8 protein-coding genes are annotated in these 18,598 nt (G+C 67.1%); 4 read left to right on the forward strand and 4 right to left on the reverse strand.

Translation table 11 applies throughout. The annotated features are described in order from the left end of the window. Nucleotides 1–76 precede the first annotated feature (76 nt). A complete protein-coding gene (locus tag ACFC2Y_RS14335) occupies nucleotides 77–832 on the forward strand; it encodes a metallophosphoesterase family protein (RefSeq protein ID WP_375175909.1) in 756 nt (251 codons plus the stop codon). 114 nt (nucleotides 833–946) lie between these two features. Continuing rightward, a complete protein-coding gene (locus ACFC2Y_RS14340) occupies nucleotides 947–2,125 on the forward strand; it encodes an acetyl-CoA C-acyltransferase family protein (RefSeq protein ID WP_375175908.1) in 1,179 nt (392 codons plus the stop codon). A 204-nt stretch (nucleotides 2,126–2,329) separates the two neighbouring features. Here the strand turns inward: ACFC2Y_RS14340 and pbpC are convergent, their stop codons facing one another. After that, the gene (gene pbpC / locus ACFC2Y_RS14345; protein ID WP_375175907.1) at nucleotides 2,330–4,525 is read right to left on the reverse strand and encodes a penicillin-binding protein 1C; all 2,196 of its coding nucleotides are present in this window, start codon (nucleotides 4,523–4,525) and stop codon (nucleotides 2,330–2,332) included. Further along, nucleotides 4,522–9,960, reverse strand: coding sequence for an alpha-2-macroglobulin family protein (locus ACFC2Y_RS14350; RefSeq protein WP_375175906.1), 5,439 nt, complete (start codon nucleotides 9,958–9,960; stop codon nucleotides 4,522–4,524). Before ACFC2Y_RS14350 ends, pbpC begins: the two co-directional genes overlap by 4 nt. Before the next feature lie 172 nt (nucleotides 9,961–10,132). On the opposite strand from ACFC2Y_RS14350, the gene ACFC2Y_RS14355 reads away from it, so the two are divergent. Further along, nucleotides 10,133–12,310: a response regulator gene (locus tag ACFC2Y_RS14355; RefSeq protein WP_375175905.1), complete on the forward strand. Its 2,178-nt coding sequence runs from the start codon at nucleotides 10,133–10,135 to the stop codon at nucleotides 12,308–12,310. A 104-nt stretch (nucleotides 12,311–12,414) separates the two neighbouring features. Beyond that, a complete protein-coding gene (locus tag ACFC2Y_RS14360; RefSeq protein WP_375175904.1) occupies nucleotides 12,415–13,812 on the forward strand; it encodes a lytic murein transglycosylase in 1,398 nt (465 codons plus the stop codon). A 266-nt stretch (nucleotides 13,813–14,078) separates the two neighbouring features. Here ACFC2Y_RS14360 and ACFC2Y_RS14365 read toward each other — a convergent pair whose 3' ends face one another. Together ACFC2Y_RS14365 and ACFC2Y_RS14370 are read right to left on the reverse strand one after the other, a co-directional pair. After that, a complete protein-coding gene (locus tag ACFC2Y_RS14365; RefSeq protein ID WP_375175903.1) occupies nucleotides 14,079–17,003 on the reverse strand; it encodes an error-prone DNA polymerase in 2,925 nt (974 codons plus the stop codon). Between the two features lie 312 nt (nucleotides 17,004–17,315). Next, on the reverse strand, nucleotides 17,316–18,575 hold the full coding sequence (locus ACFC2Y_RS14370) for a glycerate kinase (RefSeq protein ID WP_375175902.1): 1,260 nt from the start codon (nucleotides 18,573–18,575) through the stop codon (nucleotides 17,316–17,318). Between the last annotated feature and the right edge of the window lie 23 nt (nucleotides 18,576–18,598).

Raw genomic sequence — 18,598 nt, forward strand, 5'->3', positions numbered from 1 at the left:
TCGATCCGGCATCAACAACATCAGGCGCCGCCCGGTCTGTCGGGCGGCGTTTTGATTGGACAGGCAAGGTGAGACGATGACGATCTATGCGGTTGGCGACATTCACGGGCATAGGGCATTGCTGGACGACGTCATTGCCCGGATCGACCGGGATGGCGGCACCAAGGCGGAGGTCGTCTTCATCGGCGATTACATCGACCGCGGGCCGGACAGTCGCGGCGTGATCGAGACGCTGATCCGGGGTCAGCAGGAGGGGCGGCGCTGGACCTGCCTGCTGGGCAATCATGACCGGATGTTCGGAAATTTCCTCGACAGCGGCACCATCTCACACCCCAGCATCAAGAGCGGGCTGGGATGGACGCACGACAGGCTGGGCGGGCTGGAGACGCTGGCCAGTTATGGCCTCGACGCGGGTGCGGGGCGGGACATCCTGGCCCTCTGGTCCGAGGCGGCAGAGGCCGTGCCGCAGGCGCATCGCGATTTCCTGGGCTCCTGTCCGTTATTTGCGGAACGCGACGGGCTGCTCTTCGTTCATGCGGGGATCCGGCCGGGTGTCGCCCTGGCAGATCAGTTGGAGGAGGATCTGATCTGGATTCGCGACGATTTCCTGATGCACCGGGCGGCGCATGACTGGATGGTCGTGCATGGGCATACCGCCGTGCAGGGTGCCGATCATCGGGGCAACCGGGTCAATCTGGATGGCGGGGCGGGTTATGGCCGACCGCTGCGCGTGGCGGCCTTCGAGGCGGGCGAAGTGTTTGAACTGACGCCACAGGGGCGAGAGAAGCTGACCCCGGGAAGCTGGGGCGCCGCGCCCGACTGGGCCGCCTGAGAATGCGCCTGCGACAGGTCGCCCCCGCCCTTCGCGTTGCATGTGCCGGGTGAAAGGGGAATAACACTGCCAACTGCGCCGGGGACAGCCCCCGCGCCCGAACGGGAGGTTTCCATGGAAGATATCGTCATTCTCAGCGGTGCTCGGACTGCGATCGGCACATTCGGCGGCAGCCTGGCTGCCCTGCCCCCGATCGAAACCGGCACCGCCGTCGCCAAGGCCGCTCTGGACCGCGCCGGGGTCGAAGGCGCGCAGATCGGCCATGTCGCCTATGGCCATGTCATTAACACCGAGCCGCGCGACATGTACCTGTCCCGCGTGGCGGCCATGCAGGCTGGCATTCCCGACAGTACGCCGGCGATGAACGTCAACAGGCTGTGTGGGTCCGGCGCGCAGGCCATCGTGTCGGTGGTTCAGTCGCTGATGCTGGGCGATGCGGACTTTGGCCTGGCCGGCGGGGCGGAGGCGATGTCGCGCTCGCCCTATATCGTGCAGGACCAGAGGTGGGGCGCCAAGATGGGCGACATCCGCACGCTGGACATGATGCTGGGCGCGCTGAACTGCCCATTCGGCACCGGGCATATGGGGATCACGGCGGAGAATGTCTCGGCCGAGCATGACGTGAGCCGCGCCTCCCAGGACGCCTTCGCGCTGGAGAGCCAGCAGCGGGCAGCCAAGGCCATCGAAGAGGGCCGCTTCAAGGAGCAGATCGTGCCCGTCACCATCAAGGTGAAGCGGCAGGAGGTGGATTTTGACACCGACGAACACGTGAAGCCCGGCACCACGCTGGAAGGGCTGGCCGGCCTGCGCCCCGCCTTCCAGAAGGACGGGACGGTCACGGCGGGCAATGCCTCCGGCATCAATGACGGGGCGGCGGCGCTGGTGCTGGCGCGGGCCTCGGCGGCGGAGAAGGCGGGGCTGAAACCGCGGGCGCGGGTGCTGGGCTATGCCCATGCCGGCGTGCGCCCCGAGGTCATGGGCATCGGCCCGGTGCCGGCGGTGGAAATGCTGCTGAAACGCACCGGCCTGTCGGTCGAGGATTTCGACGTGATCGAGTCGAACGAGGCTTTCGCGGCGCAGGCACTTGCCGTGAACGCGGGTCTGGGGCTGGATGCGGCCAAGGTGAACCCGAACGGCGGCGCGATTGCCCTTGGTCACCCGGTCGGGGCGACCGGCGCGATCATCACGGTCAAGGCGATGTACGAGCTGGAGCGGATCGGCGGGTCCAAGGCGCTGATCACCATGTGCATCGGCGGCGGCCAGGGGATTGCGCTGGCGATTGAGCGGATCTGACCGGCGGTCGGATAGGGCTTTGGCGGGCGTCCTTCGGGGCGCCCGTTTTGGTTTGGGGGGCGATGACGGCAGCCCATCAAAGGCGCGTCATCCCCGGGCTTGACCCGGAGATTTCCGGCCAGTGGCGCTTGGGGTGGGAGGTCCTCTGATCAAGTCAGAGGATGACGCCGCTCCCACGCATGTCGCGCCTCACCCCACCACGGCTTACTCCAGCACAACCTCCACCCGCGCGGACCGCCCCGCCCCGTCGATCACCGCGATCTCGGTGAACCCCCGCCCGAGACCCTGCAACAGCAGCTCCCGTCCACGCGCGCCGGTCTGCATCGGGCGACCGTTGACGAGCCATGTGAACGGCGCCACCCCGTCGCGGACCCGCACCGGCACCACGCCGGCCGCGGCCAGCACCGCGCCATCGGGCGGGAAGGCGACCTGGGGCAGGTCTCGGTCTTCCACCACGCCGCGCGGACGGAAGCGTTTCAGCGGTTCCGGCAGGAGGGTCGCACCGACCAGCAGGGTTTCCGGGGGCGGCGGCGGCGGTGTCTCCAGCGTGGGCTTCAGGCGACCGAAGGCCTCGAAAAGGATCGGCGCGGCGAGGTCCCCGCCGAAGGCGCCGGGCACGGGCGTCCCGTCCGGGCGGCCCATCCAGACGCCGATCACATGCGCCCCGTCATAGCCGATGGCCCAGGCATCGCGGTGGCCGTAGCTGGTGCCGGTCTTGTAGGCCAGCCGGTTGGCGGGCGCGCCGGGCGGCGGGGCGAGACCGGCGAGGATATGTCCGACCTGCCAGGCCGAGGCGCGGGAGATCAGGCGCGGCGCGTCCACCTCCGCCACCGCGCGCCAGTGCAGGGGCCGGGTCACACCGCCATTGGCGAGGCTGGCATACAGCTGCGTCAGATCGGTGAGGGTCAGCCCCACCCCGCCCAGGGCCACGGCGAGGCCGGGCTTTCCGGTAAGGTCCGGGCGCGTGCCGGCGCGGCGCAGCGCAGCCATGAGGTTTTGCGGGCCAAGTGCTTCGGTCAGTTGCACGGCGGGCAGGTTGAGCGACAGGCGCAGGGCGTCGGCGATGCGGACCTCGCCCCGGAATTCGCCATCGAAGTTCTGCGGCGCGTAGCCGTCGAACTCCATCGGGCGGTCGGCGATCAGGGTTTCGGGATGGGCCAGACCCTGATCGAAGGCGAGGCCGTAGATCAGCGGCTTCAGGGTCGAGCCGGGCGAGCGCAGGGCTTGGGTCATGTCGACAAAGCCCTGCCCCCGGTCGGTCAGCCCGGCAGAGCCGACGGAGGCCAGGATCTCTCCGTTACGGTGATCGGCCACAAGGATCGCGATGGATAGCCGGTCAGAGCGATTGCGCAGGCTGCGGGTGGCGAGGTCTTCGAGGCTGGCTTGCAGGGTGGCGTCGAGGGTCAGGGTCTGGAGCGGCGCATCGGGGGCTTCGGACAGTGCGCGGTCGGTCAGATGCGGGGCCAGCGCGGGGAACGGGCGGCGCGCACGGGGGGCGGTGTCTGTCATGGCGGCCCGGGCTTCGGCGGGAGTCAGGATATTTTCGGTGACCATACGCGCCAGGACGCGGTCGCGTGCAGCGGCGGCCTGCAGCGGGTGACGGTCGGGACGCCGGGCCTCGGGCGATTGCGGCAGGGCGACCAGCAGCGCGGCCTCGGCCGGGGTCAGGCGTTTCGGTTCCTTGCCGAAATAGGCGAGGGTCGCGGCGCGGATGCCTTCCAGGTTGCCGCCCATGGGGGCGAGGTGGAGGTAGAGGGTCAGGATCTCCGCCTTGGTCATCCGCCGTTCGAGGGCGAGGGCCAGGCGGATCTGGCGCAGTTTGCCGGACCAGCTGCCGGTGCCGCTGTCCTCCAGCAGGCGGGCAGTCTGCATCGTCAGGGTAGAGCCACCGGAGACGATGCGCCCGGCCCAGAGCGACTGCCAGGCGGCACGGGCCATGGCGTAGGGATCGACGCCGGGGTGGGTCAGAAAGCGGCGGTCCTCGTAGGCCATGAGCATGGCGAGGTAGAGGGGGTCGACGCCCTTTGACGTGATCGGAGCAGGTTGATTGCGGTTGTCGTCAAGGGCTGCGCCGTCCCGCGGGGTGGCGCATATGCGCCGCCCCAGGGGGGCGGGACGGCGCAGCCCGGCCTGCGGCCGGGCGGAACACTCTATCAAAGGTGCACCAAGAACTTTTCCTGGCCGGAGGTTTGCCATCGAACCCGCCCCGACCCGCAACCGCCAGCGTCCATCCGCCACCGTATAGACACGCAGCAGATCGCCGTCCCGATCGCGCACCTCGGCTGAGGTATCCAACAGAAGCGGCGGCAGGTCCGTCCGGTCGATCCACAGATCGACCCGGTCCCGCGTCAGCGCCCCGGCCCAAAGGACCAGGACAAGGGCCAGCAGCGCCCGTGTCATTCGCTGATCGTCACGCGGCCCGCGTCGGTCCGGGCGCGGTAGCGCGGGCGGTACATGTCCTCGACCGTGGCGGCGGGGTGGTGGTAGCTGCCCGGCGTGATGGCGCGGACGATATAGGCCAGTTGGAAGGGCTCGTCGGACCGCCATTCGATTGCCGTCAGGAACCGGTCGGAGCGGAATTCGCTATGCTCGCCCTCCTGCGGTTTCAGCCAGTCGAGGGCGCGGATGTCGCCCGCGCGCAGCAGGTTGGGGTTGTCGATCTCGAACCCGGCCGGCAGCGGGTCGTCCACCATCAGCCGCGCGCCGGTCTTCTCGAAGGGCACCACGGTCAGGACGGTGACCAGACGATCCCCCTGCGCCACCTGCGCGGGATCGACCCTGTCACCCTCGGTCGTGAAATATTCGCGTTTGATCGCATAGCCATAGCCCCCCGCCTCGACCGGGGTGGCGGTTACGCCGATGGTGGTCAGGGTGACATCTGTCTGCGCGCTCCCCTCGTTGCGGATCGCCATGGGGGTAAAGGCCTGCGCCGCGGTCGTGCGGACGAAGGGGCCGGTGACCGGCGCGCCGTTGAGCGAGAGGTTCGCTGCGACCGGATCGTCGATCAGGGCCTTGGCGGCCAGCAGGGTCCAGGCGCTTTCCTGCGTGGACATCGGGCCGTCGCGGCTGACCACCCGCGAGATCAGGGATTGCCGGTCAATGGCGGTGGAGCCGGATTCGACGGCGAGCGAAAGAACCCCGGCCGTGTCGCGCAGGTTGGTTCCATAGTCAGCGCGGAACACCCGCTCCTCCGGCGTTTCCTGGCGTTTGGCCAACATTTTGCCCGCGATGGCGAACATGGCATCGGCGCGGGTCTGGTCGCCATACATGGCAAGCGCCGCGCCAAGCTGGGCGGCGGCGAGCGGCGTGGCAAAATCTTCGCCCTTCACGTCGGAATAATAGCGCAGGTCGCCCATATTGGCCGCCCCTTCGCGGGCGAGGACCATGAGGGCATAGGCCACGTCCTCTCCGCCGCCGTTGGTGGAGGCGTCGAAATCCGGGGCATAGTTGACCCGGTTGCGCAGGTTGTCCACCGCCATCTGGAAGGCGAGCGGGTTGACCCCGTGCCCCTCGGCGCGGGCGCGCGACAGGAAGTCGGTCACATAGGCATCCAGCCAGAAATCACCTGACGCCGCGCGCCAGAGACCGAAGGCGCCATTGGTCGCCTGCCGGGTCAGGATACGGTCGACGGCCTGGCTGATCCGTTCCTCCACCTGGCCGGGCTGGGCGAGGCCCATGGCCTGGGCCACCGACGACAAGTAGAGCAGCGGCATGGCCTTTGACGTAATCTGCTCCGTGCAGCCGTAGGGATAGCGGCTGAGCGTGGCCAGCAGCGCGGGCGCATCGACCCGGGCGAGCGGCCCGGCGGAAACCACCGCCTCCCCCGTCCCGGCGCGGTACCCGGCGAAGACATTGCTGTCGAGGGTGAAGGTATCCCCTGCCGCAAGGGTGAAGCGGCGGGTTGTCGCGACCTCCGGATCGTTGACGCGGACCGGCATGGTCAGCGTCTTGGTCAGCTGTTTGCCCGCCGGTGTGGTCAGGGCCACGGTGATTGCGTGATCCCCGGTGTCGGTCGCAGTAAAGGGGATGCGATAGCTCTGCTTGGCCTTCTCGCCGAGGTCGAAGCCGGAGGGCACAGCGCCGGTCAGGGTCACCCCATTGGCCGCCACGTCCAGCCCCATGCGTCCCGTCGGTCCGGTGGCATGGACGATCTCCAGCAACATGGATGATTGATCGCCCGGCTGCAGGAAGCGCGGGAGCGAGGCGGTGACGACCACCGGGTCGCGGACCAGCACATCGGCCTCCGCCGCGCCGACGCCGGATTTGCTCCAGGCGACGGCCATCAGGCGGACGGTGCCGTTGAATTCGGGCATGTCGAAGGTGACCTGCGCCGTGCCGTCAGGGCCGATGGTCAGCGGGCCGGTGAAATAGGCGACGAGGTCCTCGGTCGGCGGGGGAGACTGCAACCCGGCCGAAGAGGCCGCGTCGCCGCCGGAGCGGACCCGGCCCATGGCGCCCTGGGTGCTGTCGATCAACCGGCCATAGAGGTCGCGGATATCCATTCCGAGCCGCTGCTGGCCGAAGTAATGGCCCTGCGGATCGGGCGTTTCAAAGCCGGTGAGGTTGAGGATACCGACGTCGACGGCGGCGACCGTGACATAGGCCTCTTCACCCGAAGTGATGCCATTGACCTGGACCGTGGCGGTCAGCGGTTCACGCGGGTCAGAGGTTTCAGATGTTTCGAAACTGACAGACAGCGCCTTCTCCGCCGGGTCTACCTTGGCATGGCTCAGCCCCATGGCGCGGGTCGGCATCTGGCCTGCGGGCGCATCCATCGGACGCATGACGGAGGCGGTGACATAAGCGCCGGTGCCCCAGTCCTCGGTCACGGGAAGGTCGATCAGGTTTTCGCCCTCGACGACCTCGACCGCCTTCATGTCGATCAGCCTGTTGGCGACGACCGTCACCAGCGCGGTCCCCGCATGACGCGGCACGAGGCGAAGCTGCGCGGTGTCGCCCTGTCGGTACTCCTCGGCGTCCAGAGACAGCTCCAGCATATCCGGCGTGGTCGTGGCGTCGGCGGGGGCGTACCAGCCGGCGTGGAAATCCTCGCTCGCAGCAATGTAGGTGCCAGCGGAGCTCTCCACGACGATCTCGTAACGGCCCCAGTCCGTGGGGGCTTCGACTTCCACCGGGTCGGTGCCGAGCGTGACGGTGCCGGAGGCGACCTCGGCCCGCGTCGTGTAGGGCTCCCACTGCCAGTTACCGTATTGGCGATACCATTGGTAGCGGGTGGTGACGCGGTTGACGGTCCAGGTGACCAGCATCTCCTGCGGGGCGAGTGCGGCGTTCAGCGCGATGAGCGAGAAGCGGGCCGTTTCACCCTCCGGCAGGCCGCCGTCGAACAGGGGTTTGATGCCGATGGCGGGGCCATCGGGGCCGATGACGCGGGTGATCTGGCGTTCGACGGGGCGACCGGAGCCTTCCTTGACGCGGACCGTGGCGGTCAGGTCGAAGGGGGTGCCAAGCGTCTCCTCCGGGAACTCAGGGTCCATGGCCAGCGTCGCCTTGCCTGCCGCATCCGTCGTGCCGCCGACAAAGGCGGTGCGGGCATAGCCGCGCGCGTCGTGACGTCCGAAGACATAGCCAGGGAAGCTGGAAAGACGGCGCGCCTTGGACAGGCGGATCTCGCCCTCGACATCGAGATCGGCCCCGGGCGCGCCAAAGAGGTAATCGGCCTGCACATCCAGCAACGGCAGGTCTGCCACAGCCAGCGGACCCTCGGGCAGATCAAGCGTGACGTCGATGCGTTCGGGTAGGAAATCCTCCACCAGCACCTTGGTCGTGGCCAGGGCGGGCGCGTCGAGATCGGCCTTGATGTCGATCCGCCAGCTGCCGCGCGGTACGGTCTGGCCAAGCGGCATGGCAAAGACATGGCCCCCGGCCGCATCGCGGGTTGAGGTCATGCGGGCATATTCCACCCCGTCCGGGCGGGTCAGGATGGCGGTGACCGGCAGGCCGTCGATGGCCGTCGCGGTGCCATCGCGGGCGAGCGTGGTCAGGTGGATCGTCTCCCCCGCCCGGTAGGCGCCCCGGTCGGTGGTTAGGAAGACGTCGATCGGCGGCGCGGGTTCGCGCCCGGCAACGCCACGGTCGGACAGGTCAAAGGCCGGATCGGTCAGCGACAGGAAGGCCAGGTCATCACCCGCACGCGCCGTCACCATGGCCGGGGCCGATCCGCCGGTGCCGCGGGTCAGCCCGGCATCGAATGTCGCATAGCCCTGCGCATTAGTTGTCGTGGTGCCCAGAACGCGGTTTGCGCTGTTCAGCAGCGCGACCTCGACCCCGTCGCGCGGCTGCGCATCGCCCAGACCGCGCAGGAAGACATGCAGACCGTCGCCGCCCTGCATCGTGGTCATGCCGATGTCGGTCAGGATGAACCATTGGGTGGCCGGATCGGCCTCCTCATCCCCGGGTACGGCAGCGTTCAGCGCGTAGGCCCCCGGCGCCATGCCCTGCAGCACCTCGCCCAGGGGCAGGCGCGTGGTGAGGGTGCGGTTCAGCTCCTGCCCGGTTTCGGCGGTGCCCTCCCAGACCTTCTCGGCGATGGTCGCGGCGAAGTGTCCTTGATCCCAATTGTAGATGCGTTGTCCGAAATAGCCCTCCTGGATCGACCGCAGCAGGTTCCGGTCGGTCACGCGGTAGAGGGTCAGGTCCAGTTCTGTCAGGTTGACCGTCTCGACCGGCAAGGCGGCATCCCCGGCGGCAGGCAGGACATAGGCCCGGCCCGGGAAGTTCACCATGGGCGAGCGGTCGCGGACATAGGCGCGGATCTCGGTGTCCTTGGCCAGTTGTTCGCCGCTTTCGGCGGGCAGGCCTTCGCGGAAGGTCAGGCTGTAGCGTTCGCCATGATTGATGCCGGTGACGCAGATCCGGTTGCCCGAGGCCTCCACCGCCATGCTGCGATCGGGGAGTTTGACGTAATCGGCATAGGTCACCCCGCTGCGGGCGAGAGGTTCGTTGAATTCGGCGCAGATGCGCGGATCGGCAAGGTCGCTCTCCACCCGATGTTCGGAAATGCGTAAGCCATATTTGGCAATCGCATCCTCCAGCTTGGCGGTGATTTCCTCTCGCGGTTGCAACCGTTCGGCCAGGCGCAGGGCCGGGATCGTGTCGCGCCCACGGTCGTTGGCCAACAGCGCATCGGCCAGGGTTGTCAGGGCGTTGACCCGGGCCGGATCACTCGCGGCGCGCAGGTAGGCATTGGTCGCGGCGGTCAGGGCGCGGCGGGTGTAGCTGCGGGTGTTTTTCTTGTCCTGGGGCGCGACGATCATGAGCAGCCGGGCATATTCCGCCCAGAGGTCCGAGGCATCGGAGGCCGCGACCGCCCCGCCCGTCCAGCGCATCGCATCCACCATGTTGCCAGACGCGCGGCGGTCGCGCGCCGTGTCGATCATGGACTGGAGAGTGAATTGGCCGCCGGGATGGATCCAGCCGATCTGCCGCGCCAGATCCCGCGCGTCGGACAGGGTCCCCGTGCCCAGAAATGCCAGATCATCGGCCCGGGTCGTTGCCAGTGCCTTGGCCTCGGCCGTCACGGCGATGACGCGGGCGGATTGTGCGCCCTGATAGTCGCTGGTGCCGGTCACGCCGGTCTTGGGGAAACAGGCGTTGGAGCGGGCGTTGAAGGTGAAGGCGGTGCAGGCATCGTCGCTTTCACAGGCGGTGCGACAGGCCTCAAAGGTCGTGTCGAAAAGCTGGGCCAGATCCTGCCCCGCGAAATCCTGATCCAAGGTCACGACAATCCGCTTGTCCGGAATGGGCGGTGTCTGGGCCGCGACGCCGGTGGCGATCAGGGCGAAAACGGCGGCAAGCGTGGCGATGAAACGGGTCATGGAACTCTCCTCTGCCCCATGGGACCGGACCTGCCCGGTCTGGGGCGACATTGGGAAAGGGTGCCATGGGGTTTCCGCAACTGACAAGGATTCGCTCCGCCAGGGCCCTAACCTAAACGGATTTTTCACCAAGATGCCGGAGACTGGCCGCGCGGGTCGATGGAGAGACAGGATGAGCCTCGCCAACAAGCTTGCGGAGGAACGCCGCGCGCGGCTCGCCGCAGAGCAGCTCTTGGAACAGAAGCAGGCCGAGCTTCACGCCGCTAACCGCAAGCTGGACCGCCACGCGCGCGCCCTGTCCGAGGAGATCGTGGAAACCCGCGCCCAGGTGCAGACGGTGCGCGATGAAAACCAGCGGGTGAAGCTGGATCTGTCGGTTGCCAACCAGAAGGTCGAGGTGGCGGAGCGGCGGCTGTGGCAATCCATTCAGGCGATCGAGGACGGCTTTGCCTTTTTCGATTCCGACGGCAACATGATCGCCGCCAATGACGCCTGGATCGGCGTTTTTGACGGGATCGAGGAGGTCAGGCCCGGTGTCTCCTTTGTGCGGTTGCTGCAATTGGCGACGGAGGAGGGGATCGTCGACATCGGCACGGCCGACCCGGCGGACTGGCGCCGAGACATCATGGAGAGATGGGAGGCCCACGGGCTGGAGCCGGTCATCTTTCGCCTGTGGAACGGCGTTTGGATCAAGCTGATCGAACAACGCGGCCATGACGGCGATATCGTCTGCCTGGCGCTCAACATCACCGACACGGTGCGCTACGAAAAGGTCCTGAAGGCCGCGCGCCGGAAGGCGGAGGCGGCGAGCCGGGCGAAAAGCGCCTTCCTCGCCAATATGAGCCATGAGATCCGCACGCCGATGAACGGCGTTGTCGGCATGACGGAACTGTTGTCGGACACCCCGCTGAGCGATGAACAGCGCCTTTATGTCGAAACGATCCGCAACTCCGGCGAGGCGCTGCTGGTAATCATCAACGACGTTTTGGATTACTCCAAGATCGAGGCAGAGAAACTGGTCCTGCATCCTGAACCCTTTGATCTGGAACGATGTATTCACGAGGTCATCCTGCTGTTGCAACCCGCCGCGCGGGACAAGGGGATCGAACTGATCGTGGATTACGACCTGTTCCTGCCGACCAATTTTCACGGCGATCCCGGGCGGATCCGGCAGGTGCTGACCAACCTTCTGGGTAATGCGGTGAAATTCACGATGGAGGGGCATGTGCTGGTCCGGGTCGTCGGCCTGCCGGAGCCGGAAGAGGGGCGCGTGCATCTGCATCTGACGGTCGAAGATACTGGGATCGGCATTCCGGCGGGCAAACGGGACAGGGTGTTTTCGGATTTCGCCCAGGTCGAGGACAGCAAGAAACGCCAGTTCGAGGGGACGGGCCTGGGGCTGGCGATCTCACAACGGCTGATCCGGCTCATGGGCGGGCAGATCTGGTTCGACAGCGAGGAGGGGGTCGGCTCCTCCTTCGGGTTCCAGATCACGCTGCCGGTGGCGGAGGACGGGCCCGGCGTCGATGCGGGCGTGGCACCGGGGCAGCTTGGCCGTGTCCTGTTGGTGGACGATCACGCGGCCAATCTCGCGATCCTGGAAAAACAGATCGGCATCCTGGGGGCGGAGACCGTCTGCTGCACTTCCGGTGCCGAGGCGATGGAGCGGATCGGCGAAGGCTTTGACCTGATCCTGACCGATCACAACATGGCCGGGATGGACGGGATGGAACTGGCCGAGGCGGTGCGCGAGGCCGACTATGATGTGCCGATCGTCGTGCTCTCCTCTTCCAGCGGGTTTGCGGATTCCGACCCGGCACGCCGCCATGTGGCCGCTGTCCTGCAACGGCCCACGCCGCGCCGCGACCTCTTTGTCGCGCTGCGCGAGATCGGTTTCACCGCGGACCGGCCGCCGCAGATCGCCCCCCCTGCCGTAGCGAAAAATCGCAGCCAACCTCTTGTTCTCGCGGCGGAAGATAACGCGACCAACCGGCTCGTCCTGTCCAAGATGCTGGCGGACGAGGCCCTGACACTGGTCTTCGCCGAAGACGGGGCGGAGGCCGTCGCCCAGTGGGAGGCAGAGCACCCCGACCTGATCTTCATGGATCTCTCCATGCCGGGGATGGATGGGACCGAGGCGACCGGCCTGATCCGTGCAGCGGAGGCAGAACGCGGCCTGCCCCGCACCCCGATCATCGCCGTCACCGCCCATGTTCTGAAGGACACGGAGGAGGAGACGAAACTGGCGGGTATGGACGGATATATCGGCAAACCGATCCGCAAGTCGGCGATACTGGAGACGATCCGCGACTGGCTGCCCACGGCCTTTCCGCAGGGTCGACAGGCGTGACCGAACCGGCGGAGCTTTGCGGAAATCGCAAGCTATGCTTCCGATTCGGCAAGAATAGGGGTAGGATTGGAAACAATGACAAAGAATACAGGCCGGCGGTTCCCATGCGCATTCTTCTGACCGCGACAGCTCTGTCGCTCGGTGTCGTCACATCCTTTTCCGCAGGTGCCGCGGAACCGGTGAGCAGTTCGCTGCGCCCGGTCCTGCGCCCGACCCCGGTGGCCTATGTCAGCCCGGAAACCGGCGCGGCGGCGGCCGCTCTGGCGGCGGAAACCATGTCACAGCTGAACATCGCGGCGGAAAGCCCGGCGCCCGCACGCAGCCTGCGCCCGCGGCTGCGCCCGGCCACCCTCGGCAGCAGCACAGCCGCGCCCGTTGCCCATTCGGCCGGGTTCCAATCCTGGATCGACGCCTTCAAGCCGCGCGCCCTGGCCAAGGGGATTTCCGCCCCGGTCTTTGACAGCGTCATGGCGCGGGTGCGCTACCTGCCCGACGTGATCCGACTGGACCGCAAGCAATCGGAATTCACCAAATCCACGGGTGAATATCTGGCCAGCGCGGTGTCGGACACGCGGGTTACCAACGGGCGCAGCAAGGCGGGACAATATGACCGCACCCTGCGCGCGGTCGAGGCGAAATATGGTGTCGACCGCAATGTCGTCGCGGCGATCTGGGGGATGGAAACGAATTACGGCAGCTATCGCGGCAAGACTCATACGCCCTCGGCCCTTGCGACACTTGCGTACGACGGGCGGCGGGCCACGTTTTTCGAGGCACAGCTGATCGAGGTGCTCAAAATCCTGCAGCACGGCGACACTACGCCGGACAACATGACAGGAAGCTGGGCCGGCGCCATGGGGCATACCCAGTTTATGCCGACCTCCTATGCCGACTATGCGGTGGATTTCACCGGCGACGGGCGGCGCGACATCTGGTCAGAGGATCCGACGGATGCGCTGGCCTCGACCGCCGCCTATCTCGACCGGATGGGCTGGCAGACTGGAATGCCCTGGGGGAAAGAGGTGGTTCTGCCCGCCGGGTTCAACTTCATGCTGGCCTCGGGCCCGATGAAACTGCCATCGGAATGGGCGCGGCTTGGCGTGCGTCCGGCGGATGGCAGCACGCTGAGGGATCATGGTGAAGCCCGCATCCTGTTGCCCGCGGGGGCCAAGGGCGCGGCCTTCCTGGTCTTCCGGAATTTCGACGTGATCAAGCGCTACAACAACTCCGACGCATATGCGATCGGGGTCGGGCACCTGGGCGACCGGATCGGTGGCGCCGGGGGGCTGCGCGGTGCCTGGCCGCCGGGGGAACGGGCGTTGAAACGGGCGGAACGGCAGGAGCTGCAGAGCCTGCTGACCCGCGCCGGGTTCGCCACCGGGGGGGTCGATGGCAAGATCGGGCCGAATACGGTCGAGGCTATCAGAGGCTATCAGAAACGCATCGGGATGGAGCCGGACGGACACCCCTCCGTGGTTCTGCTGACCCAGTTGCGGGGGTGATATCCGCGGTGGCGCCGGAGGGCGCTGCCCTCCGGACCTTCCGAAGTTTTTTCGACCAGAAGAAGGGTTTTCGGGCTCCGGGTGTTTTCAGGAGGGACTGGCCGCTTTGGATCGCAAGCTCGGGTGCCGCGATTCAGCGGGAGCGGCATAGGCCTTTTTGCTGCGATTGATTTGGGCGCCCCGGTTTACGGGCTGTGTTATAAGCTTTGGCCCGGCTGCGTGTGACGATTTCCCGGTGGTGCGGTCCTCGGGAGGTGTCAGGGCCTCTAGTCCTCCGCCACCTCCTTCTGTTGCGCGGCGATCCAGGCGGCATAGCCCGGCGTCAGCACCTCGCGCAGAAAGGCCACAGGATGGGCCTTGAGCGACAGGCGCATGGCGACGAAATCCTCCACGACCTCTTCCCCCGGGGTCATCTGCGGCAACAGGGCGGCGGGTTCGATGATCCCCTCCCCGTCCATGTCGCCGTCGAAGAGCGGCAGCGGCGCGCCGGGGCGGAGCGCCTTGGCCTCCCAGATCGCGGTGCGGCGGTCGAGGCCGATGCCCGCGAAACTGTCCGCCTCCGCCAGCCGTTCGATCAGGGAGGGGGCAACCCCGGCGCGGCGCCAGACATCGGCCACCGAATGATAGCCGTTGCCGCGGGCGGCGGTGATCCACTCTGCCTCCTCCTCACCCACGCCCTTGATCTGGCGGAAGCCCAGGCGCAGGGCGAGGCGGCTGCCCTCCCGCTCCATCGTGTTGTCCCAGTGGGAGGCGTTGATATCGACGGGGCGCACCTCCACCCCGTGTTCCCGGGCGTCGCGGACGATCTGCGCCGGGGCGTAGAAGCCCATGGGCTGAGAATTGAGCAGGGCGCAGGCGAAGATGCCCGGGTGGTGACGCTTGATCCAGGACGAAGCATAGACCAGCAGCGCGAAGGAAGCGGCGTGGCTTTCCGGAAAGCCGTAGGAGCCGAAGCCCTCGATCTGGCTGAAGCAGCGGTCGGCGAACTCTGCATCATAGCCGTTCTTCTCCATGCCCTTCATGAAGCGCGTGCGGAATTCCGACACATTGCCGTGCTTCTTGAAGGTGGCCAAAGACCGCCGCAGCCGGTCGGCCTCCTCCGGGGTGAAGCCCGCGCCGATGATCGCGATCTGCATCGCCTGCTCCTGAAAGAGCGGCACGCCCAGGGTCTTGCCCAGCACCTTGCCCAACTCGTCGGAGGGGAACTGCACCTGCTCCTCCCCGTTCCGCCTTCGGATATAGGGGTGGACCATGTCGCCCTGGATGGGACCGGGGCGGATGATCGCGACCTCGATGACGAGGTCGTAGAAACAGCGCGGCCGCATCCGGGGCAGAAAGTTCATCTGCGCACGGCTTTCCACCTGGAAGACCCCGATCGTGTCGGCCTTGCAGAGCATGTCGTAGACACGGCTGTCCTCCGGCGGGATGGTCGCCAGGTCGAGGTCCAAATTCTCGTGCCGCACCAGCAGGTCGAAGGCCTTGCGGATGCAGGTCAGCATGCCAAGCGCGAGCACGTCGACCTTGAGGATTCCAAGCGTGTCGATGTCATCCTTATCCCAGCAGATGACGGTCCGGTCCTCCATCGTTGCGTTCTCAATCGGGACGAGTTCATCAAGCCTGCCCTCGGTCATGATGAAACCGCCCACGTGCTGGGAAAGATGACGCGGAAATCCTTCGATTTCGTGAATCAGCGCCATGGTCTGTTTCAGGCGCGGATCGCTCGGGTCGAGGCCGATCTCGCGCATCCGCTGCGCGGCCATCCCGCCAGCGGCGAAAAAGCCCCAAAGCTGTGAGGACAAAGCGGAAATCGTGTCCTGCGTCAGCCCCATGGCCGCGCCGACCTCTCGGATGGCGCGCTTGCCGCGGTAGTGGATCACCGTCGCGCAGAGGCCCGCGCGATGACGGCCGTAGCGTTCGTAGATGTGCTGAATCACCTCCTCGCGCCGCTCGTGTTCGAAATCGACGTCGATATCGGGCGGCTCGTCTCGCGCCTCGGAGACGAATCGCTCAAAGACCATGGTGCCGACCTCGGGCGAAACGGAGGTGACGCCCAGGCAGTAACAGACCACGGAATTGGCCGCCGACCCCCTGCCCTGACACAGGATATTGCGCGATCTGGCAAAGGCGACGACGTCGTGAACGGTCAGGAAATAGGGTTCGTAATTCAGTTTGGCGATGAGCCTAAGCTCATGATCCAGCATGTTTTTGACGTTCTCCGGCGCGCCGTGGGGATAGCGCCACTTCAATCCCGCGCGGGCGAGGCGGGAGAGGCGGGCGGCGGGGGTTTCGCCTTGCGCGATCTCGCTAGGATATTCGTAACGAAGTTCGTCTAGGGAAAAGGTGAGGGTTTCGGCCAGGGCGATGGTCCGGTCCACCGCGCCCTCATGCGGACCGAGGATCCGACGCAGCTCGGCTTCGGAGCGGAGGCGCTGTTCACCATTGGCCAGGGCATCGCGGCCCAGGTCGTCAACGGTGCGGCCTGTCCGGATGGCGGTCATCACGTCGGCCAGCTTGCGGCGGCGCGCGTGGTGCATCATCGGCCGCGCGCTGGCCACCGTCGGCAGGCCCAGCCTGTCGGCCAGCGCCGCCTGGGCGTCAAAGCGGGCCCGGTCCTGACCGTCATAGGCGGGGGCGAGGGCCAGGGTCATCTGCGTGGCGAAGCGGCGCATCAGCCGCTGCGCCTGTTCCTGCCATGCCCGCGCGCCGTACCGGGTGGTCAGGCTGCGGGGCGGGTGCAGGATGAGGCGCAGCGCCTCCATCCCGTTTTCGATCAGATCCTCCACAGTGAGGTGGCAGGATCCTTTCTCCGCCCGCAGGCGCCCGCGGGAAATCAGGCGGCACAGCCGCGCCCATCCCAGCCGGGTTTCCGGCAGGGCGGTGATCTCCATCCCGTCCGACAGGACCAGCCGGGTGGCGGGAATCAGACGCGGGGGCCTGGGGCGCGGCGGCACATGGCCGGGCTTCAGCGGTCCCATGGGGCCATGGGTGGCCTCCCAGGCCTCGCGCTCGCGGATGGCCCGGGCGATATCGCGGGCCTTCTGATGCGCCCTGACGATCCCGGCGACGGAGTTTTCATCCGCAATGGCAATGGCTTGCATCCCCAGCTCTTCGGCGCGCAGCATATAGTCCTCGGGGTGGGAGGCCCCGGTGAGGAAGGTGAAATTCGACGTGGCGCTGAGTTCACTGAACATGGAATCGGGATTATATTCACGTTTTGTTCTCATTTGAACCGTAGCATCGGGGCATCAACCCGGGATCAGGCGGATCAGCACGAAGAAGGCAACGATGGAAGAGGAAGCAAATCTGTTACGCATAAAGAACAGGACCAGCCCGCCCAGAACGGCAGAGAACCAGTGTGCGGCAGGCGGAGGATTCGATCCGGTCGGATCCGCGCAGACCCCGGGATCCGTATGTGCACTTCTGTTGCTGCGCCGTCTGGTCGCGTCGATCGCGGCATATTTAACCGAGGGTGGCAGCAAGCGGATTGCATCGGCCGGTGATCCCTATCGGATCAGTATCGCCCTGAAGTCATTAACGTTCGTCCCAGTCGGACCGGGGGCGAAAATCTGGCCGCAAGCGTCAAAAGCCGTCCAGGCGTCGTTGCGGGCCAGCGCCTCGGCCGGGTCGACACCGGCGGCACGCATGGCGGCACAGGTCGCGCCATCGGCAAAGGCGCCGGCGTTATCCTCGCTGCCGTCGATGCCGTCGGTATCAGCGGCGAGGGCGACGATCCCCTCCATCCCCTCGATGGCCAGAGCAAAGGAGAGCAGGAATTCCGTATTGCGCCCGCCGCGGCCCTTGTGGCGCAGGGTCACCGTGGTTTCGCCGCCCGAGAGCAACAGGCAGGGCCGCGCAAAGGGACGGCCGCGCAGGGCGATCTCGCGGGCCACGGCAGCATGGGCCCGGGCGATGTCGCGGGCCTCGCCCTCCATCGCGTCCGACAGGATATGCGCCGGGATGCCCTGCGCCCGGGCCAGGGTGGCCGCGGCATCCAGCGACCGCGCGGCGGAGGCGATGACATGCACCTCGTTTCCGGCGAGCGCAGGGTCGTCCACGGAGGGCGCATCTTCGGGCGCGGTGTCGAGGTGGGCGCGGATGCGCGGTGGCAGGTCGATGTTCCAGGCCCGGATCGCGGCCAGCGCGGTGTCCCGGGTCGCAGGGCCCGGCACCGTGGGGCCGGAGGCAACCTCCGCGGGGTCATCGCCGGGCACATCCGACACGATCAGCGACACGACCCGCGCCCGCGTCGCCGCGGCAAGACGTCCGCCCTTGACCCGGCTTACCTGTTTGCGGATCGCGTTCATCGCGCCGATCGGCGCGCCGGAAGCCAAGAGCGCCTCGTTCAGCGCCCGTTCATCGGCCAGCGTCAGTCCGTCTGGCGGGGCGGCCAGCAAGGCGGAGCCGCCGCCGGTGATCAAGGCGACGACGAGGTCATCCTCCGCCAGCCCGGCGAGAAGGGTCAGGATCTCCTCGGTCGCCGCGGCGCCGGCCTCGTCGGGGACAGGATGGGCCGCTTCCAGCACCTTCAGGGCGCCGCACTCGGCGGCGTAGCCATAGCGGGTCACCACGATCCCCTCGACCGGGCCGTCCCAGGCCTCCTCGAAGGCGCGGGCCAGTTGCGCAGCACCCTTGCCTGCGCCGATCACGACGGTGCGGCCTGCGGGCGGATCAGGCAGGTGACCCTGCAGCGCCACCGCCGGATCGGCGGCGTCAACGGCGGCATCGAACAGCGCGGTCAGAAAGGCTTTGTCGTCGGGGGTCATGGTGCCAGCGTAGCGAAGCGCGG

This window comes from Pseudooceanicola sp. (assembly GCF_041987405.1).
GTDB lineage: Bacteria > Pseudomonadota > Alphaproteobacteria > Rhodobacterales > Rhodobacteraceae > Pseudooceanicola.

Excerpts from the sequence above, each read along its gene's own strand:
- ACFC2Y_RS14360 (WP_375175904.1), top strand. The coding sequence starts at position 12,415 with ATGCGCATTCTTCTGACCGCGACAGCTCTGTCGCTCGGTGTCGTCACA.
- ACFC2Y_RS14365 (WP_375175903.1), bottom strand. The coding sequence starts at position 17,003 with ATGTTCAGTGAACTCAGCGCCACGTCGAATTTCACCTTCCTCACCGGG.
- ACFC2Y_RS14335 (WP_375175909.1), top strand. The coding sequence starts at position 77 with ATGACGATCTATGCGGTTGGCGACATTCACGGGCATAGGGCATTGCTG.
- pbpC (WP_375175907.1), bottom strand. The coding sequence starts at position 4,525 with ATGACACGGGCGCTGCTGGCCCTTGTCCTGGTCCTTTGGGCCGGGGCG.
- ACFC2Y_RS14355 (WP_375175905.1), top strand. The coding sequence starts at position 10,133 with ATGAGCCTCGCCAACAAGCTTGCGGAGGAACGCCGCGCGCGGCTCGCC.
- ACFC2Y_RS14370 (WP_375175902.1), bottom strand. The coding sequence starts at position 18,575 with ATGACCCCCGACGACAAAGCCTTTCTGACCGCGCTGTTCGATGCCGCC.
- ACFC2Y_RS14350 (WP_375175906.1), bottom strand. The coding sequence starts at position 9,960 with ATGACCCGTTTCATCGCCACGCTTGCCGCCGTTTTCGCCCTGATCGCC.
- ACFC2Y_RS14340 (WP_375175908.1), top strand. The coding sequence starts at position 947 with ATGGAAGATATCGTCATTCTCAGCGGTGCTCGGACTGCGATCGGCACA.